Genomic DNA, 25,569 nt, shown 5'->3' with positions numbered 1-25,569 from the left:
GAGGCGGGGCGGTGGTTCTGCCAGGCCGACGGGGAGAGCGGGAAGCGGTACGGCAACGAGACCATTCGTGTCGCCCCCGACGGCGAAGTATCGATCAGGCTGCCTGCCCCTTTGGCGCATCTGGCCAACGCGCCGCACGGGCGCTACGTCCTGACCTGCCGGGTGCGGTTCGCGCACCGGGGCCCCGAGTGGGCCGACCGCATCTGCGTGGACCGGGCGGTGGCCTACCGCATCCACCACGACCCCGATCGGGGCCGCTGGTACCTGACCGCGTCCTGGCAGCGCCCCACCATCCCTGCGGTGTCGTTGGAGGCGGCCCGCGCCCACGGCATCATCGGGGTCGACACCAACGCCGACCACCTGGCCGCCTACCGCCTCGACTCTTGCGGCAACCCGGTCGGTGACCCGATGCGGTTCGGCTACGACCTGTCCGGGACCGCCGACCACCGGGACGCGCAGGTCCGACACGCCATCACCGGGTTGCTGCACTGGGCCCGGCGCTGCGGGGTGGCCGCCATCGCCATCGAGGACCTGGACTTCGCCAGGGACAAGACCCGGGAGAAGTACGGCCGCCGTAAACGGTTCCGGCAGCTGATCTCCGGGTTCCCCACCGGGAAACTCAGGGCGCGGCTGACCTCGATGGCCGCCGAGCAGGGGCTGGCGATCGTCGCGGTCGACCCGGCCTACACTTCCAAGTGGGGTGCCCAGCACTGGCGCGAACCCTTGTCCACCAGTAAACGTCAGATGACCCGCCATGACGCCGCCTCGGTGGCGATCGGCAGACGCGCCCTCGGACACCCGATCCGGCGACGGACGACACCACCCCCTGCCCGCCAGAGCGATGAGCAGAGGCATCGGACCGTCCAGGCCGAACCGAGTGTCCGAGGGCGTGAGGGAACCCGCCCACCCGTCACGGAACGCGCACACGATGCACGCCCCCGGACCGGGACGCACGGAACGCGGGCAACCAGCGCATCCAACACCGTTCGGGATACGCGCAGTACCGGGAGCTGGCACCAGGTGTCACCCCTGGACACTGTTCAGGAACGGTCCCGATGAAGGGCGACTGGGTCGAGATCGTGGTGGACGTCGGCGGCTCGGCGACCAGGACCTACGAGGTGGCCGCGACCCGCGCCGGCCGCCGCGTGGAGATCGGCAACCGGCGCGGGGTGGTGGAGGTCAGCGAGGTGACCCGCACGGGCACCACGATCCGCACGGCCCGCTTCATGTCCAACCGGGTCCTGGCCCTGGTGGAGCACCCCGTGGCCGACGAGAAGGGCGGGCACTCCGGCGACGGGGCCGGGTAGACGAGCACGGTTAGGTCCATGGTCAGCGGAAGTCGGCCTTGCGGATCATGCAGTGGACTCCCTTGATCCCGTCGACCACCTGGCTGATCTCGAAGTCGGCGGCGCCGCTGAGGTAGGCGAGGGCGGTGTGCCGGGGCATACCCCGGGTCTCCGACAGGAATCCGACGGCGGCCCGCACGGCGCGGCGCACGGCCTCGTCGAGGTCCTCGTGCAGGCCGAGCGGCAGCCAGTGGGTGCCGGTCTCGGCGAACGGCTCGTCCAGCGCGCCGAGGAGGGTGGACGCCTCCGCGCGCGGGATCACGGTCAGCCGCAGCGTCGCGCGCAGCGGCGCCTCCAGAGCGGTGAGCGCGACCTCCCCGTTCCCTTGGGCGTAGTGCGGGTCGCCGGTGTAGAAGGAGGCGCCGGGGACCTGGACGGGCAGGTAGAGCGACGAGCCGACCTGGAGTTCGTTGATGTCGAGGTTGCCGCCGAAGCTTCCCGGGGGCACCGAGTGGACCGGGTCGGACGTGTCGGCGGCCACGCCCATCAGCCCGAGGAAGGGCGCGAGCGGGAAGCGCGCGGCGCGCCCGTCGCCGTACGGCAGCGTCCCGTGCAGGCGCCCGGCCTCCTCGACGACCTCGACGAACTCGCACACGCTGTTGTAGGCGCGGGCGGCGCCGTCCTTCGCCGGGCCGCCTCCCGGGCCGCTGTCAGGGGCGGTCTCGGGGAACTCGCCGGGCAGCGCTCCGTACCCGTGCCTGCTGCTGATGAAGCCGTACGGCGCCCGGATCAGCAGGCTGAGGGTCTCGACCCGCAGCATGTCGCCGGGCTCCGCGCCGGCCACCTCGATCGGGCCGGTGACCACGTGCGGGCCGTCCTCGTCGTAGTCGTGCGCGACATCGGACGCGGCCAGGTCGAGGGCGTCGGTCAGCACCTGGTCGATGGGCACGCCGAATCCGGCGAGGTACGCGTCCGGGTCGCGGCCCTGGTCCTCCAGGATGCCTTCGTGGCTGAGCGTGTCGATGGTGACGGTGTCGCCGGACGCGATCCGCAGCACCGGGGGCCGGTCCCGGTTGGGGAGCCGGCCCCACAGGCAGGTGTCGGGGGTGGTCGGCAGGTAGTGCGCGCCGTCGATGCGGCCTTCTTTGGGCTGAAGCATGGCCGCATGCTCGCCAGCCGGTGGTGCGGTGCCGTTCCGGGCACGTTAACCGTGGGTAAAACGTGCACCATACGAGACGGCGTCTTGCATGGACGCTACAGATCGAGTACCAGGCGAGATGAGGTGCAGCGGCCCACACAGATCATCATCGTCCTTCCCGCGGCCCGTTCCTCCTCGGTGAGCAGCGAGTCGCGGTGTTCGGGGTCTCCGGCCAGCACGCGCGTCTCGCACGCGCCGCAGTAGCCCTTCTCGCAGTCGTACGACAGGCCGGGCACCGCCTCCTGGACCACCTCGATGAGCCGCCGGTCGGCCGGGACCCGCAGCGTGGCGCCGGTGCGGGCGAGGTGGACGTCGAACTCGGTGTTGAGCGCCGGGTCGAACGCCACCTCCAGCGAGTCGTCGCCGGTGAAGCGCTCGACGTGCAGGCGGGACCGGTTGCCCAGCTCGTCGCAGGCGCTCTCGGCCGCCGCGATCATGCCGGTGGGGCCGCAGCAGTAGATCGCGGTGTCCGGGCCGGCCGCCGAGAGGACGGCCTTCAGGTCCGGGACGCCGCTCTCGTCCTGCGGCAGGACGCGCAGCCGGTCGCCCGCGAGCGCGGACAGCTCGTCCCGGAAGGCCATGGAGGCGCGGGTACGGCCGCCGTACACGACCTGGAAGTCGGCGCCGCGTCCCGCCGCCGCGCGCACCATGGCCAGGATGGGGGTGACGCCGATGCCGCCGGCCAGGAACAGGTAGGACGCGGCGTCCACCAGCGGGAAGTGGTTGCGGGGGCCGCGCACGCCGAACGTGACGCCGTCGCGGGCGAGCGCGTGCACCTCCTCCGAGCCGCCCCTTCCGCCGGCCTCGCGCAGCACCGCGATCCGGTACCGCGAGCGGTCCGCGGGGTCGCCGCACAGCGAGTACTGGCGGACGCGTCCGGAGGGAAGCCGCAGTTCGAGGTGGGCGCCGGGCTCCCAGGCGGGTGCCTCGCCGCCGTCGGCGGGCGCGAGCGTCAGGGAGAGCACGCCGTCGGCCGTCTCCTCGGCGCGTGCCACGGTCATGTCGAACGCGGCGCCGAGGGGAGTGGCGGCCACCGAGGTCCCGGTGGCGGGCGCGCCGGGGGTGAAGACGGCCGGGATCGCGTCCCAGCCCTTCTGGTTGCCGTTGGTCGGGTACTCGACGAGCCCGTCCTCCAGTACCTGGAAGTCCGGCAGCCGGGTCAGCACCTGCGTGATCATCTCGCGGAACATCGCGCGGGCCAGGTGGGCGCCGGCGCAGCGGTGCGAGCCGATCCCGAAGCTGAGGTGCCGGGACGCGTCGCGGTCGAGCCGGATCTCGTCGGGCTCGGGGAACACGGCCGGGTCGTGGTTGGCGGCCACCCACGGGATCAGGACGCGCTCGCCCGCCCGGACGGGGCAGCCGCCGACCTCGGTGTCGGACAGCGCCGTGCGGGCCATCGACTGCGAGGGCGCGAAGGCCCGCAGGAACTCCTCGGTGGCCCGTTCCAGCAGGTCCGGGGAGTCGACGAGGCGCTGCCGCTGCTCGGGATTGCGGCTCAGGTGGACGAGCGTCGAGCCGGTCAGCGAGGTCGTGGTGTCGACGCCGCCCGCGATCAGCAGCCCGATGACCGAGACCAGGCCGTCCTCGGCGAACGGCTCGCCCTCGGCGTCCCGCGCGGTGACGAGTGCGCTGACCGCGTCCTCGGCGGGTTCGAGGCGGCGGTCGCGGATCAGCTCGCGGATGCGCTGTTCCATGTAGGCGAGGCCCTCGGCGCCGCGCCGTGCCCGCTCGCTGCCGGCGGGCGCGGCGAAGATGTCGTGGATGGGCCCGGCCAGCGGCGCCCAGTCCTCTTCGGGGAAGCCCAGCCAGTCGAGGGTGACGGCCGCCGGGACGGGGTTGGTCAGGTCGCGGACGAAGTCGGCCGAGCCCAGTTCGATGAACGCGTCCACCGCGCGGGCCGCGTGCCGGGCGATCATCGGGCGCAGCCGCTCGACCGCGGCCGGGGTCAGCAGCGGGTTGATCAGGTCGCGGTAGCCGGTGGCCTCGGGCGGGTCGAGCTCGATCGGGTACTGCTCCAGGCCCGGTCCGCTCGGGATGACGATGGAGACGGCGTCGACCCCCGTGGGCCCGCGCGCGGAGGAGAACGCGTCGTCGTCACGGGCGATCCGGCTCACGTCGGCGTACCGCGTCGTGTAGACGAACCCGCCGTGCGCGGAGGTGCGCCCGACGGGACAGCCCTCCCGGTACGCGGCGTAGTACGCCACCGGGTCGGCGTTGCATCCGTCCGAGTGGTGGTCGAAGTGCTCCTGCTGTGCCAGCTGCTGCTGTGTCATGTGCGCGACTCCAGATGCCGCATGTGCTTCCGCGCGGTGTTGCCCAGCCGCGCCTCTGGGAGATCCAGGGAATCAGAAGGCCGGGTCAGAAGGTCAGGACGGCCTTGCCGACCGTGCCCCGCTTGGCCGCCTCGGCGGCCTCGCCGATCCGCTCGAACGGGAAGTGCGTGACGAGGCCGTCCACCGGGAGCCGGCCCGCGGCGTTGAGCCGCAGCAGTTCGGGGATGAAGACCTGCGGTATCCCGCCGCCGCCGATGATGCCGGTGATCGTGCGGCCGTTCAGGACGCTGCGCCAGTCGAGGTTCATCTCCTCGCTCGGGCCGACGCCGATCACGCCGCAGTGGCCGAGCGGCGCGAGGGCCTCCACCGCGGTGCGGAGCACGTCCGCGCGGCCGGTCGTCTCGAGGACGAAGTCGAAGCCGTCCGGGGCGATCTCGCGCAGTTCGGCCGCGGCGGGCTCGCCGCCGGTCACGGCGTGCGTGGCGCCGAGGGAGCGGGCCGTGGCCAGCCGCTCGGCGTTGAGGTCGACGGCGGCGATGGTCGTGCATCCGCTGAGCGCGGCGGCCATGACCGAGGTGGCGCCCACGGCCCCGGCCCCGAAGATCGCGATGGACGAGCCGGGCGCGGGGCGCAGCACGTTGAGCACGCCGCCGGCGCCGGTCTGGAAGCCGCAGCCGAACGGCCCGGCCAGCGTCAGGTCGGCGTCCTTGCCGATCGGCACCACCGCGCGGGCGGGCGCGATCACGTGGTCGGCGAACGCCGACTGCCCGAGGAAGTGGGCGTTGATCTCGGTACCGTCCAGCGAGACGGCCGACGACCCGTCGGGGCGCCGTCCGCTGAAGTTGAGCGCGTCGAACCGCAGGCAGTAGCCGGGCGAGCCCGTCAGGCAGGGCCGGCAGCCGCCGCACGAGGTGAACGACAGCGCCACATGGTCGCCCGGCGCCACGGACGTGACGTGGTCGCCGACCTTCTCGACGATCCCGGCGCCCTCGTGGCCGAGCACGGCGGGGCCCTCCATGAAGGTGGCGAACTCCAGGTCCGTGGCGCAGATGCCGACCGCGCTGAGCCGGACGAGGACCTCGTCCGGACGGGGCGGCCCGAGCTCCACGTCCCGCAGCGTCAGGGCCTCGCCCGGACGGTCCAGAACGGCGGCGGTGACCCGCATGCGACCTCCCCAAGGTCATTTCATAAAGAGATACGGCATCTTGACATGCGGGATAATTCCGGTCAAGGATTCCGGGTATGTCCGCACTTGATATCCCGGTCGCCCGGCAACTCGTCGACGGAGCCTGGGTTCCGGCCCGTGACCAGGGAGAACTCCCCGTTCTCGACCCTGCGAGCAGCAAGGTTATCCAGCGAATCGCGCGCGGCGGCCAGGCCGACGTGGACGACGCGGTCGCGGCGGCCAGGCGCGCCTTCCCCGGCTGGGCCGCGACCTCGCCGAGCGAGCGCGGCGCCCTGCTGGGCCGCTGGGCCGCGCTGATCATGGAACGGGTCGAGGAGCTGGCGCGGTACGAGGCGCGCGACGTCGGCAAGCCGCTGTCGGGCGGGCGGACGAACGCCTACATCGCGCACGGCATCGTCGCGTACTTCGCGGGCGCCGCCGACAAGCTGACCGGTGTCACGCTGCCGACCCGCGACCCCGGCTACCTGGGCTTCACGATCCCCGAGCCGTTCGGGGTGTGCGCGGTGACGCTGCCCTGGAACGTGCCGATGCTGCTGTCGGCCGCCAACGTCGCGCCCGCGCTCGCGGCGGGCAACACCGTCGTGCTCAAGCCGTCGGAGATCGCGCCGCTCGGGCCGCTGGCGCTGGCGGAACTGGCCCGCGAGGCCGGCCTTCCGCCCGGGGTGTTCAACGTCGTCACCGGCCTCGGCACGGAGGCGGGCGTGGCGCTCACGTCCCATCCGGACGTGAACCACATCAGCTTCGTCGGCTCCACCGCCACCGGCCGCGCGGTGATGCGCGCCGCGGCGGAGAACCTGGTGCCGGTCAAGCTGGAACTGGGCGGCAAGTCGCCCAACGTGGTGTTCGCGGACGCCGATCTCGACGTGGCGATCCCGGCGATCGTCGGCTCCATCACCGAGAACGCCGGGCAGAACTGCTACGCCGGTTCGCGGCTCCTGGTCGAGGAGTCGATCCGCGCCGAGGTGACCGAGCGCGTCGTGGAGGGGATGCGCGCGGTCCGGCTCGCCACGTGGGACCAGGACCTCGACATGGGGCCGCTGGTCAGCCGGGAGCAGCGCGAACGCGTGCTCGGCTTCCTGGAGGGGGCGCCCGGGGAGGGCGCCCGCGTGGTCACCGGCGGCGCGAAGGCGGAGGTGCCGGACGACGGCTGGTTCGTGGCCCCGACCGTCCTGGACGGGGTCGACCCCGGGATGCGGGTCGTGCGCGAGGAGGTCTTCGGGCCGGTGCTCGCCGTGCAGGGCTTCAGCGGCACCGCGCAGGCCGTCGAGATGATGAACGACACCGACTTCGGGCTGCTGGCCTGCGTCTGGACCGACGACGTGTCGCGGGCGATGCGCGTGGCCAAGGACGTGCGGTCCGGGCAGGTCGCGGTGAACCAGTTCCATGACGCGGGCGTGATCGGTTTCCCGTTCAACATGCAGAAGGACAGCGGGTTCAGCGCGGGCGGCGGATACGCGGCGCTGCGCGAGTACACGCAGGAGAAGGCGGTCGCGGTACGGCTGCTCGACCGCTGAGCGGTGCCCGTGCAGCGGTGCCCGTGCAGTGGTGCCCGCGCAGTGGTGCCCGTGCAGAGACGGCGCCCGCGCGATGACGGTGCCCGCGGAGTGAAGGAGACCGCCCGGCCAGGCGCTTCGACCGTGCCCTGGTCATGGCACGCTTCCGTTTCCCGCGTGGGCACCCCTGTTACGCAGCGGTTACGAGTACCACGGAGTTTCCCGGAAGGTGTTGACACGGCCGGGGAGCGCGGTTCAGAGTGTGCCTCACATTGCGAGTCGATGCCTCACAATGCGAGATGACGTCGAGGGTGTTACCGGACGGAGGTCCAGGTGAGAGCGCTGGTTCAGACGGGGTTCGGAGGCCCGGAGGTGGTGTCGCTGCGGCGCGTCGCCGACCCGGTCCCCGGTCCTCGTGACGTGCTCGTCCGGGTACGGGCCTGCGCGCTGAACCGGCTCGACGTCCTCCAGCGCCGCGGCCCCGCCGTCCTGCCCGGCTTCCGCCTCCCGCACATCGCCGGCATGGACGTCGCCGGGCACGTCGAGGCCGCCGGCGCCGAGGTGCGTGGGCACGCCCCCGGCGACCGCGTGGTGATCGACCCGACGCTCGGCTGCGGCTCGTGCGGACGCTGCGGAGCCGGCGACCCCGGCCACTGCGCCTCCGTCCGCGTCGTCGGCGGGAACGTCGCCGGCGGGTTCGCCGAGTACGTCGCCGTGCCCGAGCGGCTCGTCCACGCCGTCCCCGGGCACGTGGCGCTCGACGAGGCCGCCGCGCTGCCGTCCGCGTGGAGCACCGCCTGGCACGCCACCCTCACGGTCGGCGAGGTCGCCGCCGGGGAGACCGTGCTGGTGCAGGCCGCCGCGAGCGGGGTCAGCATCGCCGCCGTCCAGCTCGCCAAGCGCGCCGGGGCCCGGGTCGTCGCGGTCGCGGGCAGCGACGCCAAGCTCGCGCTCGCCGCGGACCTGGGCGCCGACCTGCAGCTGCACAACGACGCCGACGTCGTCGCGGAGGTCCGCCGCTTCACCGGCGGCGAGGGCGCCGACATCGCCCTCGACCACGTGGGCGCGGCGACCTGGCAGACCTCCATGGACAGCCTCCGCGCGGGCGGGCGGCTGGTGACGTTCGGCAACACCACCGGCGACGAGGTCACGATCTCCCTCGCCGGCGTCTACCACCGCGGGCTGCGGCTGCTGGGCTCGGGCGCCTACACCGAGGCCGACTTCGCCGCGATGCTGAGCGCCTACTACGGCGGCGGCCTGCGGGCCGTCCGGATGGCCGAGTACGGGCTGGACGAGCTGCCCGCCGCGTTCGCCGCCGCCGAGTCGCGCACGGCCATCGGCAAGGTCCTGGTCCGCCCATGACCGGCTCCCTGCTGGTCACCGGCGGCACGGTGGTGACGATGGCGCCGGGACGCGAGGTCGTCACCGACGCCACGATCGCGGTCGAGGACGGGCTGATCGCCGAGATCGGCCCCTACCGGACGCTCCGCGAGAGCCGCCCCGGCGCCGCCGAACTGGACGCCACCGGCTGCGTCGTCGTGCCCGGCCTGATCAACGCCCACCAGCACTGCACCGTGGACCCGCTGATCCGCAGCGCGATCCCCGACGACATCGACTCCCAGGAGGCGATCTTCGGCTGGGCCGTGCCGCTGCACGGGCGGGTCTCCGGAGACGACGACGAGCTGTCGGCGGCCCTGACCGCCGCCGAGTCGCTGACGCGCGGCGTCACGACCGTCCTGGAGGCGGGCACCGTGGCGCACCCCGAGCGGGTCGCGGCCGGGCTGGCGTCGGCCGGAATCCGGGGCCGGGTCGGCGGCTGGGGCTGGGACGCCCCGGGCGTCCCGCACTCGCTGCCCGCCGCCGAGGCGCTGGCCCGGCAGGAGGAGATCGTCCGGAGCCTGCCCGCCGAGGGCCTCGTGACCGGCTGGATCACGCTGGTCGGCCACGACCTGGTCAGCGACGAGCTGTTCACCGGGGCGGCCGCACTCGCCGAGCGCCTCGGCACCACCATGACCTGGCACATGTCCCCCGGACCCGGCGACGCCGAGTCGTACCTGAGCCGCACCGGCGCCCGCCCCCTCGTCCACCTGCGCGAGCTGGGCGTGCTGGGCCCGCGGCTGCTCCTCGGCCACGCCGTCTGGCTCGACGACGAAGAGGTCGAGGCGGTCCTCGCGTCCCGCACGGCGGTGGCGTCCTGCCCGGGTGCGTACCTGCGCCTCGGTCAGGGTTACACGCGGGCCGGGCGGCACGGCGAGCTGGTCCGGCGCGGCGGTCGCGTCGCGCTCGGCTGCGACGCCCACAACGCCGGCGACGCCCCCGACGTGCTGCGCGCGGCGGGGCTGCTGGCCGGCCTGGAGAACGACCGGGGCACCTGGCCGCTGCGCGCGGACGAGACGTTCGCGCTGGCCACGTGCGCCGGTGCCGAGGCGACCGGCCTCGGCGACCTGGTCGGGTCGATCGAGGCCGGCAAGTCCGCCGACCTCGTCGTACTCGACGCGCAAGACCTGGCCTGGACGCCGCTGGGCGACCTGGCCAAGCACCTGGTGTGGGGTGCACCCGGCCACACCGTCCGCGATGTCCTGGTCGCCGGGAAGGCGGTCGTCCGCGACCACCGGATCACGACCCTCGACATCGCGGAACTGCGCCGGGAGGCGGAGTCGAGAGCGGCCGCGCTGCTGCGCGCGGCCGGCCTGGAGATCCCCCGCCGCTGGCCGGTGGTCCCCGCGGACGCCGGCACATCGAGCTCCCGACCTGCTCGTCTCACCGTCCGATCGAAAGGACCCCTGAGGTGAAGAACCGTAAAGCGGTACGGATCGCGGGCGCGGCCGTCGCGTGCGCCACGATGCTCGCCCTCGCCGGCTGCGCCGACCAGGACGCCACTGCCAACTCGAACGCCGCCGGCGGGTCGGGCGGCGGCATCCTGCCCGGCGAGCCCGACGTGAACGGCGACGGCAAGGTCGTCATCGGCGTGCTCAGCCCCGGCGACATCAACGACAACGGCTACTACCAGAGCTTCATCACCGGTGCCGAGACGTTCGCCAAGCAGAAGGGCTGGGAGGTCATCAAGCGCGGCAGCGTCCCGGAGACCGAGGCGCTGAGCGCGGCCCGCGCGCTGTGCCAGCAGAAGGTCGACATGATCGCGCTCGGCGCCTCCGAGCTCAAGGACGCGATCCCCGCCTCCGAGGAGGCGGCGTGCGAGAAGACCGCCTGGTACGTCCCGAGCTCTGGCAACGTCCAGCAGACCCCCAGGATCTTCGTTTCCACCGACGCCGCCGACCAGAGCGTCCTCACGGCCGGTTACGCGGCCGGTGTGCTGATGCAGGCGAAGGGGACCAAGAAGGCCGCCTTCGTGGGCGGCATGGAGGTCGACTTCAACATCAACGCCTCCAAGGCGTTCAAGGCGGGCATCCGCACGGTGATCCCGGACGCGACCGTCAACACCACCTACGCCGGTGACCAGGACGACGCGGCCAAGGCCAAGGAGGCCGTGCAGGCCCAGATCGACCAGGGCGTCGGCGTCGTCTACCCGTACCTCGGCGGCTCCACCGACGCCGCCACGAAGCTCGCCAACACCAAGAACCTCATCACGCTGACCCCGGGCACCGACCGGTGCGCCTCGACCGACCCGAAGTTCGACATCTCCGTGCTGTACAGCCCCGGGGACTACTTCACCGAGGCGCTGAAGCTGTTCGACGCCGGCAAGCTCGAGATGGGCATCGAGAAGGTCTGGACGATCGGCAAGGACCCGTACCCCACGGTCAAGCTGTGCAAGGAGAACGCCGAGGCCCAGCAGAAGATCGACCAGTTCATGAAGGACATCGCGAGCGGGAAGATCAACGCCTCCGGGGAAGTGGAGAGGCTCGGTAATTGACTTCCCTCCCCTCCCTCTCGGGAGGGGAGTCCTACGGCTCGCGCCGTAAGTGTTTCTGCTTCGTAGCCGACTGCGGAAGGGAGGGCCCTTGCCGGCTGACATCAGCTCCACAGACCTCGCCGGGGCCTGCCCCAGCTACGGCTCGACCAGCCGCAAGGATGTTCTTGGCCGCGTTGACGTCCCGGTCGTGCCGGGTGCGGCAGCCCGGACACGACCATGCCCGGGTGGAGAGGCTCAGCGCGGTCAGCAGGTGGCCGCAATGCGAGCAGGTCTTGGACGAGGGGTACCACCGATCGACGACGATCAGGGTTCGTCCGGCACGGTCGGCCTTGTACTCCAGTTGACGCCGGAACTCACCCCACCCGCAATCGGCCACGGCGCGAGCGAGTTTGCGGTTGCGCACCATGCCGGCGACCGCGAGGTCTTCGATCACGATCGTGTCTGCTTGGCGGACGAGACCGGTGCTTGTGCGGTGCAGGAAGTCTCGGCGGGCGTTGCGGACCTTCCGATGGGAGCGAGCGACCTTGGCCTTGGCCTTGCGCCGGTTGGCCGAGCCGGGCTGCTTGCGGGCCATCCGCCGCTGGTACCGGGCCAGGTTCGCCGCCTTGCGCTCCAGATGCCGGGGATTGGCGAGGTGGTCCCCGTCGGAGGTGACCATGAAGTCCTTCACCCCCAGGTCGATGCCGATCTGGTGCCCGGCCGCCGGCAGCGGCTTGGGGGTGTCGGTGTCGACGGCGAAGGTCGTGTACCAGCGGCCGTCCGGGTCTCTGGAGATCACGACCATGGTCGGGTTCAGCGTGGCCAGGTCCACATCGTCGAACGACCACACAAGCGCCAAAGGCCTGGTGGTCTTGGCGATCTGCAGTTGCCCGTTGCGGATGCGAAAGGCCGAGCGGGTGTAGTGCGCGGACTGTCGGGAGTTGCGGTTCTTGAACCGCGGGTAGCGGGCACGACCGGCGAAGAAATTCGCGAACGCGGCGTGCTGGTGCCGCAGCGCCTGCTGCAACGGCACGCAGGACACCTCGTTCAGGAACGCCAGGTCGTCGCTCTTCTTCCACAGGGTCAGCGCGGCGTCGGTCTGCTTGTAGGACGTGCGTGTGCCGTCGGCGTGGTAGACCCGGCGGCGCTCGGCGAGTGTCTTGTTCCAGACCAGACGCACGCAACCGAACGTGCGGCCGAAGATGGCCGCCTGCTCGGGGTCGGGGTAGGCCCGGCACTTGTATGCCGTCCGCATGGCGGAATCATTACAGATCGTAAGCGCACCTGTACGCGGAATGTGGGCTGAGTGTCGGCGAACTTCAACAAGACCGCCGGCCTCAAGGCCGGGGCATCCTTCGGAGGATTGGATGACATGACCGATCGTGACGGGGACCGCGCTCCCGCGCTGGCGCTGCGCGGGATCGGCAAGACCTACGGGCCGGTCGTGGCCTGCGACGAGGTGGACCTGACCGTCCACCGTGGCGAGATCCACGGCCTGCTGGGCGAGAACGGCGCGGGCAAGTCCACGCTGATGAAGATCCTGCTCGGGCTCGTCCGGCGAGACACGGGAACGATCCATCGCGATGGCCGCGCGGTCGAGGTCGCGGGGCCGCAGGAGGCGATCGCGCTCGGCATCGGCATGGTGCACCAGCACTTCAGCCTCGTCGAGCCGCTCACCGTCTGGGAGAACATCACCCTCGGCGACACCGGCAGGGTCGACAGGGCGAAGGCGTGCGCACAGGTCGAGGAGGTCGGCGGCCGCTACGGGCTGCCGATCGACCCCCTCGCTCCGGTGTCGCGGCTGTCGGCCGGGGAGCGGCAGCGGGTCGAGCTGATCAAGTGCCTGCGCCGCGACCCGTCCGTCCTCGTCCTGGACGAGCCCACCTCGGTGCTCACCCAGGCCGAGTCGGCGGAGCTGTTCGGCGTGCTGCGCGAGGTCGTCGCCGGTGAGGACCGCGCGGTGGTCCTGATCAGCCACAAGCTGGCGGAGATCACGACGGCCACCGACCGGGTGACCGTGCTGCGCCGGGGCCGCGTCGCGTTCCACAGCGTCACCGCGGAGACCAGCGCGCAGGAACTGGCCCGGCAGATGGTCGGCCGGGACGTCTCGCTGCGCGCCGAGGCGGCGGCCCTGGGAATGCTCCCGGTCGAGCGCCGGGGCAAGAAGGAGCAGCAGGAGGAGGCGCCGGAACCCGGCGTCGAGCCGGCGCTGCGGCTGTCGGGCGTCACCGTCCGCTCCGACGGCGTCCCGCTGCTCGACGACTTCAGCCTCGACGTCGCGCCCGGCGAGATCCTCGGGCTGTACGGGGTGGAGGGCAACGGCCAGGCGACGCTCGGCGACCTGCTGTCCGGGCTGGTCGAGCCGTCCGCCGGGACGATCGACGTCGGCGGCGTGCGGATCGACCCGGCCAAGCCGGGCGCGCTCCATAAAGCCGGCCTCGGGATCGTCCCCGAGGACCGGCACGCCTCCGGCGTCGTCCTCGACATGAGCGTCGCCGACAACCTGGTGATGAAGTCGCTCGAAAGCGTCAGCGGCAGGTTCCTCGTCGACCGGCGCAAGACCTACGAGCTGGCGCGGCGGCTGGCGGCGGAGTTCAACATCATCACCTCGTCGCTGGACGCGCCCGTCCGCAGCCTGTCGGGCGGCAACCAGCAGCGGGTGGTGCTCGCCCGGGAGATGTCGGCGGACCCGTCGGTGCTGGTCGCCGCCCAGCCCACCCACGGCCTCGACGTCGGCGCCATCGAGGACATGTACCTGCGGCTGCGCAAGGCCGCCTCCGGAGGGGTGGCGGTACTGCTGATCAGCACGGAACTGGAAGAGGTCATGGCGCTCTCCTCCCGGATCGCGGTCATCTCCCGGGGCCGCGTCGCGGGCCTGCTGCCCACGGCCGAGGCCACCGCCGAACGCCTCGGGATGCTCGTCGGAGGTGTGGCCGCATGACGGATGCCGATCGTTCCGGGCGGCGGCTGGCCGCGGCGCTGAGTCCCGGGACCGGCGGGATACAGGTCGCCCTGGCGACGGTGGCGGCCGTCGCGCTCGCGCTGGCGGTGTCGTCGGTGCTGGTGGCGACGACCGGCGGTTCCCCGGTCAAGGCCATAACGGCGCTGTACGACGGGAGCCTGTCGAACCAGTCCGCGATCAGCTCGACGCTGCTGTACGCGGCGCCGCTGCTGCTGGTGGCGGTCGGGACGTGCGTGTGCGTCCGGGCCGGGGTGTTCAACCTCGGCCAGGAGGGCCAGGTGCTCATCGGCGCGCTGGCCGGGGCGTTCATCGGGCTGCGGCTGGCCCTGCCCGGTCCGGCGCTGCTGGTGCTCGCGGTGGCCGCGGCGGCGCTGGCCGGCGGGGCGTGGGCCGGGATCAGCTCGCTGATGCACCGGGTGCGCGGCGTCAACATCGTGGTGAGCACGCTGCTGATGACGTTCCTGGCGCAGCAGATCGTCGCGTACGCGGTGAACACGCCGTGGCTGCTCCAGGAGACCAGGCGCGAAGGCGCGACGGTCTCGCCGCAGTCCAACCAGCTGCCGGAGAACGGGCTGCTGGGCTCGTTCGGCGAGTACCCGTCGCTGCAGATCAACGGCGGCCTGCTGCTCGCGCTGGCCGCGGCCGTGGTGATCGCGCTGGTGATCGCGCGCAGCCGGTGGGGTTTCCGGCTGACGATGCTCGGCCTCAACCCGCGGGCCGCCCGGCACGCCGGGGTTCGGGTCGCGGCGCTGAGCGGGACGGCGCTGGCGGTGTCCGGCGCGTTCGCCGGGGTGGCCGGGGCGGTGCTGCTGACCAGCCCCGTCGGCACCAACCGGCTGCAGGGCGGCATCTCCAACAACATCGGCTGGGACGGTCTGCTGGTGGCGCTGGTCGCCCGCAACCGGCCGCTGATGGCGATCCCCGTCGCGCTGCTGTTCGGTGTGCTGCGTTCGGGGGGCGGGTTCCTGGCTTCGACCGGGGTCCCGCACTTCCTGGTGGACGTGGTCAAGTCGCTGCTGGTGCTCGCGTTCGTCGTCCCGCCGGTCCTGACCGAGGCGCTGCGCCGCCGGCGTGAGAGCGGCGGAACCGGGACCGACGCGGACGTCCCGGCACCCAAGCCCAAGGAGGCGGTGGCGTAATGAGCGCCGCGGACAACATCTCCACGATTCTCGCCAGCGGCGCCCGGCTGACGGTGCCGCTCGCGTTCGCCGCCTGCGGGGAGTACCTCGCGGAACGGGCCGGGACGGTCAACATCTCCGTCGAGGCCATGATGCTGGGCGGGGCGTTCGGCGCGATCGCGGGCGCGTCCGTGACCGGCAGCGCCACGACGGGGCTCGCGACCGGGATGCTGGTCGGCCTGCTCATCGGGTTCGTGCACGGCAACCTGTCGCACCGCGCGGCCGTCAACACGTTCGTCGTCGGTCTCGTGCTCAACACGCTGGTGCTGGGCCTGACCAGCTACCTGGTCGTCACCGGGGCGTTCACCGGCCACCAGGTGTGGCAGGTGAGCGTGCCGGTGCTGCGCGACATCCCGATCATCGGGCAGGTGCTGTTCGTCGAGAGGTGGCCGGTCTACCTGCTGTTCGCCGTGGTGCCGCTGACGTGGTGGCTGGTCGAGCGCAGCCGGTGGGGCCTGGAGTTGCGCGCGGTCGGCGAGGATCCGCAGGCCGCCGACGTGACCGGCATCGACGTGAACAAGCGGCGCCGCCAGGCGCTGCTGTGGTGCGGGCTGCTGTCCGGGCTCGGCGGCGCCTACCTGGCGGTGGGCGAGGTCGGCTCGTTCAGCCAGAACATGACCGCGGGCCGCGGGTTCATCGTGATCGCGGCGGTCATCTTCGGGGCGTGGCGGCTGGGCCGCACACTGCTCGGGTGCGCGCTGTTCGGCCTGGCCGACGCGATGCGGCTGGCGCTGCCCGCGCTGGGCTTCCAGCTGAACTCGCAGCTGCTGGTCGTCGCTCCCTACCTGCTCGCCCTGGTGGTGCTGCTGCTGTTCGCCGCCAAGGACCGCGAGCCGCGGGCCCTGGGCAAGGCGTTCAACCGGGGTACGGCGTGATCCGTAGGTGCGGCGTGATCTTTAAGTGCAACGCGGTCTTTGACCACCGGGTCCGGGCAGTCCGGGGCCGGACGATCCAGAGGAGGACAACGTGAGCGGACTGACTTCGGCGCGCTGGACGCATGTCGCGCTGCCGAGCGGCGACCTGCAGAAGTCGATCGACTTCTACACCTCGCTCACCCCGCTGGTGGTGCTGGAGCGGTTCCAGGACGCCGACGGAGAGAGCGCCTGGCTGTCCAACGAGGGCCAGGTGGAGACGCCTTTCGTGCTGGTGCTGGTGTCCTTCAACAAGGACAAGGGCGGGCAGCTGGGGCTGCTTCACCCGTTCGCCCACATCGGTATCGAGGTGCCCGAGCGGGCCGACGTGGACGCGATGGCCGAGCGCGCACGCGAGCTGGGGAGCCTGCACTGGGAGCCGCGCGACATGCCGGACCCGGTCGGCTACATTTGCGCGCTCAAGGATCCGGACGGCAACGTCATCGAGATCTCCCACAACCAGCGGGTGTTCGACACCGTCCGCGAGAAGTGGGGGCGGTCCTGAGCGGCACCCTCCGGCCGATGGGGCCGGGTGCCGCCGCGCGGGTCGAGGAGCGGACCCGCGCGGCGGCGCTGCGGTACCTCGCCGCGCTGAACCGCCATGACGCCGACGCCATCGCCGGGTGCGTGGCCGAGGGCTTCGTCAACGAGCACGCCGCGTCGATGGGGCGGAACGTCACCGGCCGCGCCGCGTACAGGGAGCGCCTCGAAGGCTTCCTGGCCGACTTCGCCGGCCTGAAGTACGACATGGAGGACCTGGTCGTCCGGGACGTGCGGGCGGTGCTGGCCTACACGATGTCGTTCCGGCTCGTCTCGGCCGGGAACGTGCCGGTACGGATCCGCGGCGTGTTCCGCCTGTGGGTGGACGTGGACGGCCTGGTGGCCCGCCGCGTCGACTACTGGGACGGCGACGAGGTGACGCGGCAGCTCGCCGCAGCCTCGCAGGCGAACGCCTGACCTTCGCTCTTCGGCCGGCTCGCTTCTTCGTCTCGCCGCGCGGCCTGCGGCCGTGCGGCGGACCCGTGCTGTCCGCGCGCTGCCATGTCGGATTGTGAGATACCGTCTCTCATTTCTTGACAGGCAGCCATCTCGCATCGAAAGATAGCGTCGTGCATGTTGTGATGACTTCGGGGGGTCTCGGCCGGATCGAGGACGGCGCCGTGGCCGTCCTCGACACGCCCTACCCCGACGCGGGCGCCCTGATCGAGGCGACCGGCTCGCTGGACGCCCTGGCCACGGCGAAGGTCGTCCGGCGGATCCCGCTCGCCGGCGCGGACGCGGACGACGATGACGATGACGACGCCGATGGAGCCGGGCCGGCCCTGCTGGCCCCCATCGCCCGTCCTCGCGCCCTGTGGGGCATCGGCATGAACTACCACTCGAAGGCCGAGCGCACGGGACGTCCCGTCCCGGACGAGCCGGTGCTGTACCTGGCCGCGCCGTCGTCGGTGTGCGGGCCCGGGGCGAGCGTCCGGCTCCCGGCCGAGCAGACCGCCGAGATGGACTACGAGGCCGAGATCGCCGTCGTGATCGGCCGGACCCTCGACCGCGCCGACGAGGCCGCCGCCTGGGCCGCCGTCGCGGCCGTCACCGCGGCCAACGACATGACCTGCCGCGACGTGATGAAGCGCACCGGCTGGCCCGTCCTGGCCAAGAGCTTCGCCGGCTTCACCCCGCTCGGCGGCTCCCTGCTGCACCGCGACGAGGTCGCCGGCCCGGACGCGATCGGCGTCCGCTCGTGGGTCCGCGGCGAGCCGCGCCAGGACTCCACCAGCGCCGACATGATCTTCCCCATCCCCGAGCTGCTGGCCCGGATCTCCCGGTACGCCGCGCTCCACCCCGGTGACGTGGTGCTGACCGGCACGCCCGCCGGGACCGGCCAGGACCGCGGCGACTTCCTGCGGCCCGGCGACACCGTCCGGGTCGAGATCGACGGCGTCCTGCCACTGACCACCCGGGTCCGCGCGTGAACCCGCGCCACGCGCCGCCTCATCCGCGGTACCGGACCCGCACTTCCCCTCGCTGCATCCTCACAGAACCGGGAGAACCTCGATGACCGAAGACAACAAGCCCGCCTACGATCGCGTGCTCAGAGGCGGGACGGTCATCGATCCCGCGTCCGGCACGAACGCCGTGCTCGACGTCGCGATCAGCGGCGGCAAGGTCGCGGCCGTCGGCGAGGGGCTCGCAGCCGACGCGGCGAAGGTCGTCGACTGCACCGGCAAGTGGGTGTTCCCCGGCCTCGTCGAGGGCCACACCCACATCTTCCAGTACGTGTCCGCGGTCGGCGCGCCCTCCGACGAGGCGCACCTGCGCCGCGGCGTCGTCGCCGCCGCCGACGCGGGGACCGCCGGGGCCTCCACGTTCGCCGCGTTCCGCAAGCTGGTCGTCGAGCCGTCCCCGATGCGGATCGTGAACTTCCTGAACGTGTCGGTGCTCGGACTCATCGACTTCCGCTTCGGCGAGCTGATGAACCCCGACACGCTCGTCCCGGACGACGCGCTGGCGACCGCCGCCGAGAACCCCGACGTGGTGCGCGGCTTCAAGATCCGCCTGTCCGAGGACGTCGTCGGCGAGAACTGGCAGATGCTGCTGAAGAAGTCCCTCGAAGTGGCCGAGCAGGCCGGTCTGCCGCTCATGGTGCACATCGGGGAGACGTCCGAGCCGCTGCCGGTCGTCCTGGACCATCTGCGTGCCGGCGACATCGTGGCGCACTGCTACACCGGCAAGGAGCACGGCATCCTGGACGGCGAGAACGTGCATCCCGCGGTGACGGAGGCCCGGGAGCGCGGCGTGCTGTTCGACTCGGCGCACGGCAAGAGCAACCTCAGCTTCGAGGTCGCGCGCCCCGCGATCGCGAAGGGCTTCTACCCCGACGTGCTCAGCTCCGACACCAGCGCCCGCAACTGGCGCGGCCCGGTGTTCGACCTGCTGACCAGCATGTCGAAGCTCGTCGCGCTGGGCATGCCGCTGACCGAGGCGGTCGCCCGCGCCACCGTGCGGCCCGCGCAGGTCCTCGGGCTGGACGGCGAGGGCTACGGGCGCCTGGAGGCCGGCGGCCCCGCCCACGTGACCGTGGTCGAGGAGACCGAGCCGGTCGTCCTGCCGGACGCGGCGGGCAACTCCATCACCGCGCCCCTGCTCTCGCCCGCGCTCGTCCTGCACGGCGGGGCGGAGGTCGAGACCGTGCCGTGGCGCGGCCTGTGACGTCCCCTAGGGCCCGGCTGCGGGCGGCCCTGGCGCAGGGGACCCGGGTGACGGGGACCTTCGTCAAGCTGCCCGCGCCGGACGTGGTGGAGCTGTGCGGCCTGGTGGGCTTCGACTTCGCCGTCGTCGACATGGAGCACTCCACGCTGAGCGAGGCCGAGGCGCTCGGCCTGGTCCGGCACGCCGAGCGCTGCGGGCTGCCCGCGCTCGTCCGGATCCCCGAGGTGGACGCGCCGCTGGTCTGCCGCCTGCTGGAGAACGGCGCGGCCGGGTTCCAGCTGTCCATGCTCGCGTCCGCCGCGCAGACTCGGGCGCTCGTCCGGGCCACGCGGTTCGCCCCCGAGGGCGCCCGGTCGGTCAGCCTGGCCAACCGGGCCGCCGGGTTCGGGCTGCGCTCGTCCGGCGGGCTGAAGTCGTTCCTGGCCGCCGAGCGCGACGTCCCGCCCCTGCTCGTCGGGCAGATCGAGACCCCCTGGTGGCGGGACGCCCTCACGGCGCGGACGGGCGACCCCTGGGAGGCGGTGATCGGCGACCTGGACGTCGTCTTCGTCGGCGGCACCGACCTGGCCGTCAGCCTCGGCGCCGACCCCGGCGGTGACGACCTGCGCACGGCCGTCGCCGAGATCGAGAAGGCCGCTGAACGGCACGGTGTGGCGTTCGGCGGCTGGGCGCCGTCCAGGACCGCGGCGCGAGGCCAGGGCCTCGCCGGGGCGCGCTACCTGGTGACGGGCTCGGACCTGCAGATTCTGGCCGCCGGACTGGAAGCGGCCGCCGCCGAAGGAGGAGGCAACGGATGACCGAGAAGGGCCGCAACGCCAAGCTCTACAACAGGGTGATCGGCTGGGCCGACATGCCGGAGACCGAGATGCGCAAGGGGGTGCGGCGCCGGGTCTACTCCACCGACGAGGTGATGGTCGCCCACCACACCCTCGACGTCGGCATGGACCTCAACCCGCACAGCCACGCGGACTTCGACCAGCTCGTCTACATCGCCGAGGGCCGCTGCAACTACTACGTCGAGGGCGTCCCGCACGAGATGACGGCCGGGACGTTCCTGCTGGTGCCCAGCGGGGCCGAGCACTACATCGAGCCGCTGGAAGAGCCGTGCGTCAACATCGACATCTTCGTCCCGCCCCGCGCGGACTTCGCGAAGTCCCTGACGTACCTGGACGACCTGGACGACCTGGACGACTTGGACGAGCGGGCCTGACGCCGGGCCCTGAACGCCGTCCACCCGCGGCGTGCCGCCCTGACGGGGGCGGCGCGCCGCATACCGCTGTTCAGCCGGCCTCGGCGGAGTGGCCGTTGTTGCCCAGGCGCTGGGACAGCTCCCTCGTGATCTCCAGGAGGGCCTGCGCCATCGGCGAGTCGGCCTGGCGCGGGACGTCGACGGAGGTGCCGACGATCGCCATCGTGGCGATGACGGCCTCGCCCTCGAAGACCGGCGCGGCGATGGTGTGCAGCCCGTTCTCGGACGGGGAGTTGACCGACAGCCCGTGGTCGCGGATCCAGTCGAGCTCCTCGCGCAGCCCGGGGGAGCGGCGCAGCAGCTTGGCCAGCGCCGGGACCTGCTCGGGCGGGAGGTACGCGCAGAACACCCGGCCCTGCGCGGAGGTGGCCAGGTCGAGCCGGGACCCGACGCGGACGCTGATGCGGATCAGGTGGTCGGTGTTGTCGGCCGACCGCACGACGGTGGGCGACTCGCCGTCCCAGATGCTCAGCACGACGGTCTGCCCGGCGGTCTGGACGAGCCGGTCCATGTACGGCTCGGCCGCGGTCACGATCGGCAGCGCGGCTCGCGCGGCGGCGGCGAGCGTGAGGACCTGCGGGCCCAGCGAGTACAGGGCGGTGCGGTCGTCGTACCGCAGCAGGTTCGCGGCGCGGAGGGCCTTGGTGTACCGGTGGGCGGTCGCCTTGCTGGCGCCGAGCCGCGCGGTGATCTCGTTCAGGCTCAGATGCGGCCGGCTCACCGTGAACGAGTCCAGGATGAGCGCGGCGCGCTGCACCGTCTGGATCGATGAGGAGCTCTCGGCCGTCGTGTCTCGTGCGGTCCTCGTCGCCATCCGTTCCTCGCTTCTGCCTCGGCCACCGGCCGCGTTCCGCCGTGCCATGGGGACGGGGCCCTCGGGACGGTGCGGCGGGGCCTCGTGGCGGCATGACACGCCATCTCATCATGAGCGAGACGGCCGCGGCGGCTCATTCGCAACACCTGGGGTAAAGCGTTCGATACTCCCTGTGTCGGTAGATTCACCGCATGCCATCTCTTACTGCGAGACGCAATCATGATAACTGGGACGTAGCTAGTCAAACCGGTAAGGATCCCGAAGTCCACCCACTTGACACAGCGAACCGGACTGGGGAAGTCTAGCCACTATGCGAGATGGTATCTCGAATTGCTGAACGATGCTGCTGAGGAAGCGGCGTGGAAGGGGGTGGAGCCCGATGCCACGACCTGATGGCACGGGACTTCCGGCGCGGCTGGTCGTCGAAGACTGGGACGCACTGACTTTCCGCGTGAATCGGGTCGCGTACCGCTCGGAAGAGATCTTCCAGGCGGAGCGCGACCGGATATGGGCGCGTACGTGGCTGTACCTGGGGCACGAGACCGAGATCGCCACGCCCAACGACTTCAAGACGCGGACGCTGGGCGGCCGGCCGCTGATCTTCTGCCGGGACACCGACGGCACCGTCCGCGCGTTCCTGAACTCCTGCCCGCACCGCGGCACGATCCTGTGCCGGGAGCGGGAGGGCTCCAGCAAGCTCTTCCAGTGCTTCTACCACGCGTGGACGTTCCGCAACAACGGTGACGTGGCGTCGATCCCCGGCAAGGAAGCCTACGAAGCCGCAGGTGAGGGCTTCTTCGACTCGATGCGGCTGCGCACCGTCCCCCGGCTGGAGCGCCACGAGGGGTTCGTGTTCGTCGCGTTCGACCCCGACGCCCCACCGCTGCTGGACTACCTCGGCGACGCCGCCGACTACATGACGATGATCTCCGAGCAGCACGCCGGCGGCATGGAGGTCCTGCCCGGCACCCAGCTGTACGGCGTGCGCGGCAACTGGAAGCTCGGCGTCGAGAACGCCATGGACGGCTACCACTTCGCGCCCACCCACAACACGTTCGTCGGGTACCTGCGCGAGACGGGCTTCGCCGTCACCGACGACGACCAGTACGCCTACAACCTCGGCAACGGCCACGGCCTGCTCGTCCTGACCGGCCACGGCGGCCGGATCAGCATGCTGTGGGAGCCGCGCTTCGGCGAGGACGAGAAGGTCCGCACCGAGGCGCACCGCGCCGAGATGGACAGCCGCCTCGGCCCCGAACGCGCCCGCTACGTCGCCGACGAGAGCCACATCCTGTTCGTCTTCCCGAACCTGCTGCTGTTCGACCTCGAAGGGCTGTCGATCCGCCAGCTCGAACCGGTCTCGGCCGGCCACACCGACGTCCGCGCCTGGCAGCTCGCCCCGCGCGGCGAGGACGCCGACACCCGCGCGCTGCGGATGAAGACCATGGTCAGCTTCGTCGGCCCCGGCGGCCTGGCCACCCCCGACGACATCGAGGCGTACGAGGCGGTGCAGCGCGGCATCGAGGCCACCGCCGCCGACGCCCGCGCCGGAATGGACTTCAGCGACATGTCCCGCGGCATGATCGACGAGGTCAAGGGCGTGCAGGGCCGCTCCATCGACGAGGGCGCGATGCGCGGCTTCTGGCGGCGATGGGTGGACGTCCTCGGCGTCGACGGCGGCCTGGACGTCACCGGCCCCCGCCCCGAGAGCTTCCTCGAGGGGAGGAACGTGCGATGACCGCACCCACCACCGGCCGCGCGCTCGTCGGCGGGCGCGAGATCACCCGCGCCGACGTGGAGGACTTCCTCTACGCCGAGGCGGACATCCTGGACGCCTGGAAGTACGACGACTGGCTGGCGCTGTTCGAGCCCGGCGCCCGCTTCGAGGTCCCATCGACCGACTGGAAGGGCGAGTCGCCGTTCGAGTCCGGCTCGTTCGTCACCGACGACTGGGACCTGCTGCGCGCCCGCGTCAAGCGGCTCAAGTCCCGCAAGGCGCACGCCGAGAACCCGCCGTCGCGCACCCACCGGATGATCTCCAACGTCCAGCTGGCCGCGTACGACGAGCACGGGCACGACGAGCCCGGCCTGCTCCGCGTGCGGGCGTCCTTCATCATCCACCGCGCCCGCGACGGCGAGTTCGACGCCTACGTGGGCCGCTACGACCACCTGCTCGTCACGGGCGGCGACGAGCTGCGCTTCAGGCTGCGCCGCGCGATCCTCGGCCACGAGCACCTGACCGCCGGCAGCCGGCTGAGCTTCATCCTCTGAGGGACCTGATGATCAACCACACCGTGATGTTCCGGTTCCGCCCGGACGCCCCGCCCGAGGCGGTCGAGTCCATCCTGGCGGAGCTGCGCACCTTCCCCAAGCGCTACCCGGCGATGCGCGAGTTCTCGCTGGGCCCCAACATCAGCACCCGCGACAAGACGTTCACGCACGCGTTCTCGGTCCGCTTCGCCTCCGAGGCCGACCTGCTCGCCTACGTGACCAGCGACACGCACGAGCGGTTCGTCCGCGAGCGCTGGCGCCCGGTCGTCGAGGCCCACCACATCACCAGCCACGAGGCCGGCGACAAGGCGGGACGGCCGCGCGCCCCGTACGGGATGGAATACGCCCGTATCGAGGTCCCCGACATGGCCAGGACGATCGAGTTCCTCCAGTACCACGTGGGCCTCCAGCTCGAACAGCACACCGACGAGTACGCCTACCTGCGCACCGACATCGAGCACCACTCGATCGAGCTGATCAGCGCCCCGGAGCATGCGACCGGCCAGACGGTCGCGATCGGCTACAGCGTGGAGAACGGCGAGGTCCTGGCCGACCTGCGCAACCGGGTCGCCGCCGCCGGACACAAGATCCTCGAACTCCAGGACCGGCAGAAGGACCTCTGCTCGGACGGCTTCGCGGTCCGCGATCCCGACGGGCTGATCGTTGAGCTGTTCACCGGCTTCCTGGAGTACGCCGAGCCGCCGGTGGCGGAGCTGCGCCCGGTCGACCTCGTCCACCCCTTCATCGCGACGCCGAACTACGCGGAGTCGCTGAAGTTCTACACCGAGATCCTGGGCTTCCTGCCCTCGGACGAGATCGTGGGCTCCACGACGTTCATGCGCTGCGAGGACCGCTACCACCACAGCCTCGCCCTGCAGAACAACAAGGAGCACTACGTCGCGCACCTGTGCTTCGCGACCAAGAGTCTCGACCACGTCATGCGGTTCCGCGCCCGCGCCCTCTACAAGGGCGAGCCGATCGCGTCGGACCTGGTGAACCACTCGGCGTCGACGTCCATCGCGTTCTACATGCACGAGCCGCTGCACGGCCCCCGCTTCGAGCTGTGCGACGCCCACCGCGTCTTCACGCCGGAGGAGCACGAGACGCACGTCGCCCGCCGGATGCCCCCGGACCCCCGCAACATCGACGTGTGGCGCCCGGCCTCCGACGACTGGGGACGCTTCTGACGGCCCCACCGGACGCGGGCGAGGAGATCGTCCGCGTCCTGGAGGTGCTGGACGGCGTCGCGGCGCCGTACGGCCACGAATCCGCCGCCGCCGTGCGCCTGGCCTCCTGGTGCACGGCGCGGTGGCCGTGGATCGACTGGACGGTCCAGAGGTACGGCACCGGCGGCGCCAACCTCCTGGCGGGCGACCCGGCCGGGGTGCTGCTCTACTCGCACCTCGACACCTCGCTCAGCGGCGACCCGTCCGAGGACCGCCCCATCACCGGCCGCGACGCCCCGCTCCCCCCGCTGAAGGCCACGCCGACGCACGTCGAAGGCTTCGGCCTCGGAGTGGCCAGGGCCCCGGCCGCCGCCGCCCTGACGGCCTTCGTCTCCGCCGCGTCGCGCGGCGTCCCTGCCCGGCTCCTCCTGGCCGGTTCAGGCACGCACCGGAGCACCCTGCACGGTTCCGGCGGAAAGACGCGCTCGACGGGCCTGGACCACTACCTGGCCACCGCGCCCCCGC

Annotated in this window: 23 protein-coding genes and 1 pseudogene; 19 read left to right on the top strand and 5 right to left on the bottom strand. The window is 71.9% G+C overall.

Going from position 1 to position 25,569, the window contains the following annotated elements:
* Positions 1-1,059 (top strand): annotated as a pseudogene (locus tag E1285_RS27095) (IS200/IS605 family accessory protein TnpB-related protein); the annotation flags it as partial.
* Entirely contained in the window at positions 1,056-1,307 is a 252-nt protein-coding gene (locus tag E1285_RS27090) for a hypothetical protein (RefSeq protein ID WP_132156918.1), read from the top strand. The pseudogene E1285_RS27095 and the gene E1285_RS27090, both read left to right, overlap by 4 nt.
* A 22-nt stretch (positions 1,308-1,329) precedes the next feature.
* On the opposite strand, the gene E1285_RS27085 is transcribed toward E1285_RS27090, so the two are convergent.
* The 3 genes from E1285_RS27085 to E1285_RS27075 form a co-directional block, all read right to left on the bottom strand.
* Positions 1,330-2,445, bottom strand: a complete 1,116-nt coding sequence (locus E1285_RS27085; protein ID WP_132156916.1) for an acetamidase/formamidase family protein — start codon at positions 2,443-2,445, stop codon at positions 1,330-1,332.
* A 95-nt stretch (positions 2,446-2,540) separates the two neighbouring features.
* Positions 2,541-4,757 carry a cytochrome P450 gene (locus E1285_RS27080; RefSeq protein WP_132156914.1) on the bottom strand — a complete coding sequence of 739 codons (2,217 nt, stop codon included), beginning with the start codon at positions 4,755-4,757 and terminating at the stop codon, positions 2,541-2,543.
* Positions 4,758-4,842: 85 nt separating this feature from the next.
* Positions 4,843-5,922: an NAD(P)-dependent alcohol dehydrogenase gene (locus E1285_RS27075; protein WP_132156912.1), complete on the bottom strand. Its 1,080-nt coding sequence runs from the start codon at positions 5,920-5,922 to the stop codon at positions 4,843-4,845.
* A gap of 77 nt (positions 5,923-5,999) precedes the next feature.
* Between E1285_RS27075 and E1285_RS27070 the strand changes: the two genes are divergently transcribed.
* The 4 genes from E1285_RS27070 to E1285_RS27055 all read left to right on the top strand — a co-directional run bounded on the left by E1285_RS27070 (position 6,000) and on the right by E1285_RS27055 (position 11,307).
* Positions 6,000-7,457, top strand: coding sequence for an aldehyde dehydrogenase family protein (locus E1285_RS27070; RefSeq protein WP_132156910.1), 1,458 nt, complete (start codon positions 6,000-6,002; stop codon positions 7,455-7,457).
* A gap of 312 nt (positions 7,458-7,769) precedes the next feature.
* Positions 7,770-8,798, top strand: coding sequence for a zinc-binding dehydrogenase (locus tag E1285_RS27065; protein WP_132156908.1), 1,029 nt, complete (start codon positions 7,770-7,772; stop codon positions 8,796-8,798).
* Entirely contained in the window at positions 8,795-10,228 is a 1,434-nt protein-coding gene (locus E1285_RS27060; protein WP_132156906.1) for an amidohydrolase family protein, read from the top strand. Before E1285_RS27065 ends, E1285_RS27060 begins: the two co-directional genes overlap by 4 nt.
* Positions 10,225-11,307, top strand: coding sequence for a BMP family ABC transporter substrate-binding protein (locus E1285_RS27055; RefSeq protein ID WP_207946845.1), 1,083 nt, complete (start codon positions 10,225-10,227; stop codon positions 11,305-11,307). Before E1285_RS27060 ends, E1285_RS27055 begins: the two co-directional genes overlap by 4 nt.
* A 31-nt stretch (positions 11,308-11,338) precedes the next feature.
* Here the strand turns inward: E1285_RS27055 and E1285_RS27050 are convergent, their stop codons facing one another.
* A complete protein-coding gene (locus E1285_RS27050; protein ID WP_132156904.1) occupies positions 11,339-12,541 on the bottom strand; it encodes an RNA-guided endonuclease TnpB family protein in 1,203 nt (400 codons plus the stop codon).
* A gap of 117 nt (positions 12,542-12,658) precedes the next feature.
* On the opposite strand from E1285_RS27050, the gene E1285_RS27045 reads away from it, so the two are divergent.
* The 9 genes from E1285_RS27045 (at position 12,659) to E1285_RS27005 (ending at position 20,754) form a co-directional block, all read left to right on the top strand.
* Complete coding sequence (locus E1285_RS27045) at positions 12,659-14,227, top strand: ABC transporter ATP-binding protein (protein ID WP_132156902.1); 1,569 nt, start codon at positions 12,659-12,661, stop codon at positions 14,225-14,227.
* The gene (locus E1285_RS27040; RefSeq protein ID WP_132156900.1) at positions 14,224-15,387 is read left to right on the top strand and encodes an ABC transporter permease; all 1,164 of its coding nucleotides are present in this window, start codon (positions 14,224-14,226) and stop codon (positions 15,385-15,387) included. The genes E1285_RS27045 and E1285_RS27040 overlap by 4 nt, the downstream gene beginning before the upstream one ends.
* Entirely contained in the window at positions 15,387-16,301 is a 915-nt protein-coding gene (locus tag E1285_RS27035; RefSeq protein WP_132156898.1) for an ABC transporter permease, read from the top strand. The genes E1285_RS27040 and E1285_RS27035 overlap by 1 nt, the downstream gene beginning before the upstream one ends.
* A gap of 91 nt (positions 16,302-16,392) precedes the next feature.
* Positions 16,393-16,842, top strand: coding sequence for a VOC family protein (locus E1285_RS27030; protein ID WP_132156896.1), 450 nt, complete (start codon positions 16,393-16,395; stop codon positions 16,840-16,842).
* Positions 16,843-16,859: 17 nt separating this feature from the next.
* Entirely contained in the window at positions 16,860-17,294 is a 435-nt protein-coding gene (locus E1285_RS27025; RefSeq protein WP_132156894.1) for a nuclear transport factor 2 family protein, read from the top strand.
* Positions 17,295-17,458: 164 nt separating this feature from the next.
* The gene (locus E1285_RS27020; RefSeq protein ID WP_132156891.1) at positions 17,459-18,307 is read left to right on the top strand and encodes a fumarylacetoacetate hydrolase family protein; all 849 of its coding nucleotides are present in this window, start codon (positions 17,459-17,461) and stop codon (positions 18,305-18,307) included.
* 82 nt (positions 18,308-18,389) lie between these two features.
* On the top strand, positions 18,390-19,544 hold the full coding sequence (locus E1285_RS27015; RefSeq protein WP_132156889.1) for an amidohydrolase/deacetylase family metallohydrolase: 1,155 nt from the start codon (positions 18,390-18,392) through the stop codon (positions 19,542-19,544).
* On the top strand, positions 19,541-20,341 hold the full coding sequence (locus tag E1285_RS27010; protein WP_165966781.1) for an aldolase/citrate lyase family protein: 801 nt from the start codon (positions 19,541-19,543) through the stop codon (positions 20,339-20,341). The genes E1285_RS27015 and E1285_RS27010 overlap by 4 nt, the downstream gene beginning before the upstream one ends.
* Entirely contained in the window at positions 20,338-20,754 is a 417-nt protein-coding gene (locus tag E1285_RS27005; RefSeq protein WP_132156885.1) for a cupin domain-containing protein, read from the top strand. Before E1285_RS27010 ends, E1285_RS27005 begins: the two co-directional genes overlap by 4 nt.
* A 70-nt stretch (positions 20,755-20,824) precedes the next feature.
* Here E1285_RS27005 and E1285_RS27000 read toward each other — a convergent pair whose 3' ends face one another.
* Positions 20,825-21,607: an IclR family transcriptional regulator gene (locus tag E1285_RS27000; RefSeq protein WP_165966780.1), complete on the bottom strand. Its 783-nt coding sequence runs from the start codon at positions 21,605-21,607 to the stop codon at positions 20,825-20,827.
* Positions 21,608-21,986: 379 nt separating this feature from the next.
* Here E1285_RS27000 and E1285_RS26995 point away from each other — a divergent pair, with 379 nt between their 5' ends.
* From E1285_RS26995 to E1285_RS26980, 4 genes are all read left to right on the top strand, one after another.
* Positions 21,987-23,345 (top strand): aromatic ring-hydroxylating dioxygenase subunit alpha, encoded by a 1,359-nt coding sequence (locus tag E1285_RS26995; protein ID WP_165966779.1) that lies wholly within the window; start codon positions 21,987-21,989, stop codon positions 23,343-23,345.
* Complete coding sequence (locus E1285_RS26990) at positions 23,342-23,878, top strand: aromatic-ring-hydroxylating dioxygenase subunit beta (RefSeq protein WP_132156879.1); 537 nt, start codon at positions 23,342-23,344, stop codon at positions 23,876-23,878. The genes E1285_RS26995 and E1285_RS26990 overlap by 4 nt, the downstream gene beginning before the upstream one ends.
* Positions 23,879-23,886: 8 nt before the next feature.
* Complete coding sequence (locus E1285_RS26985; RefSeq protein WP_132156877.1) at positions 23,887-25,065, top strand: Dabb family protein; 1,179 nt, start codon at positions 23,887-23,889, stop codon at positions 25,063-25,065.
* Positions 25,029-25,569 (top strand): hypothetical protein (locus tag E1285_RS26980; RefSeq protein ID WP_132156875.1); only part of this gene is annotated, 541 nt, incomplete at its 3' end. The genes E1285_RS26985 and E1285_RS26980, both read left to right, overlap by 37 nt.

The sequence above is a fragment of the Actinomadura sp. 7K507 genome (genome assembly GCF_004348425.1).
In the GTDB taxonomy this organism is placed as follows: domain Bacteria; phylum Actinomycetota; class Actinomycetes; order Streptosporangiales; family Streptosporangiaceae; genus Spirillospora.
Note: the sequence above shows the minus strand (reverse complement) of the source record. Positions and strands in the feature narration are given on the sequence as shown.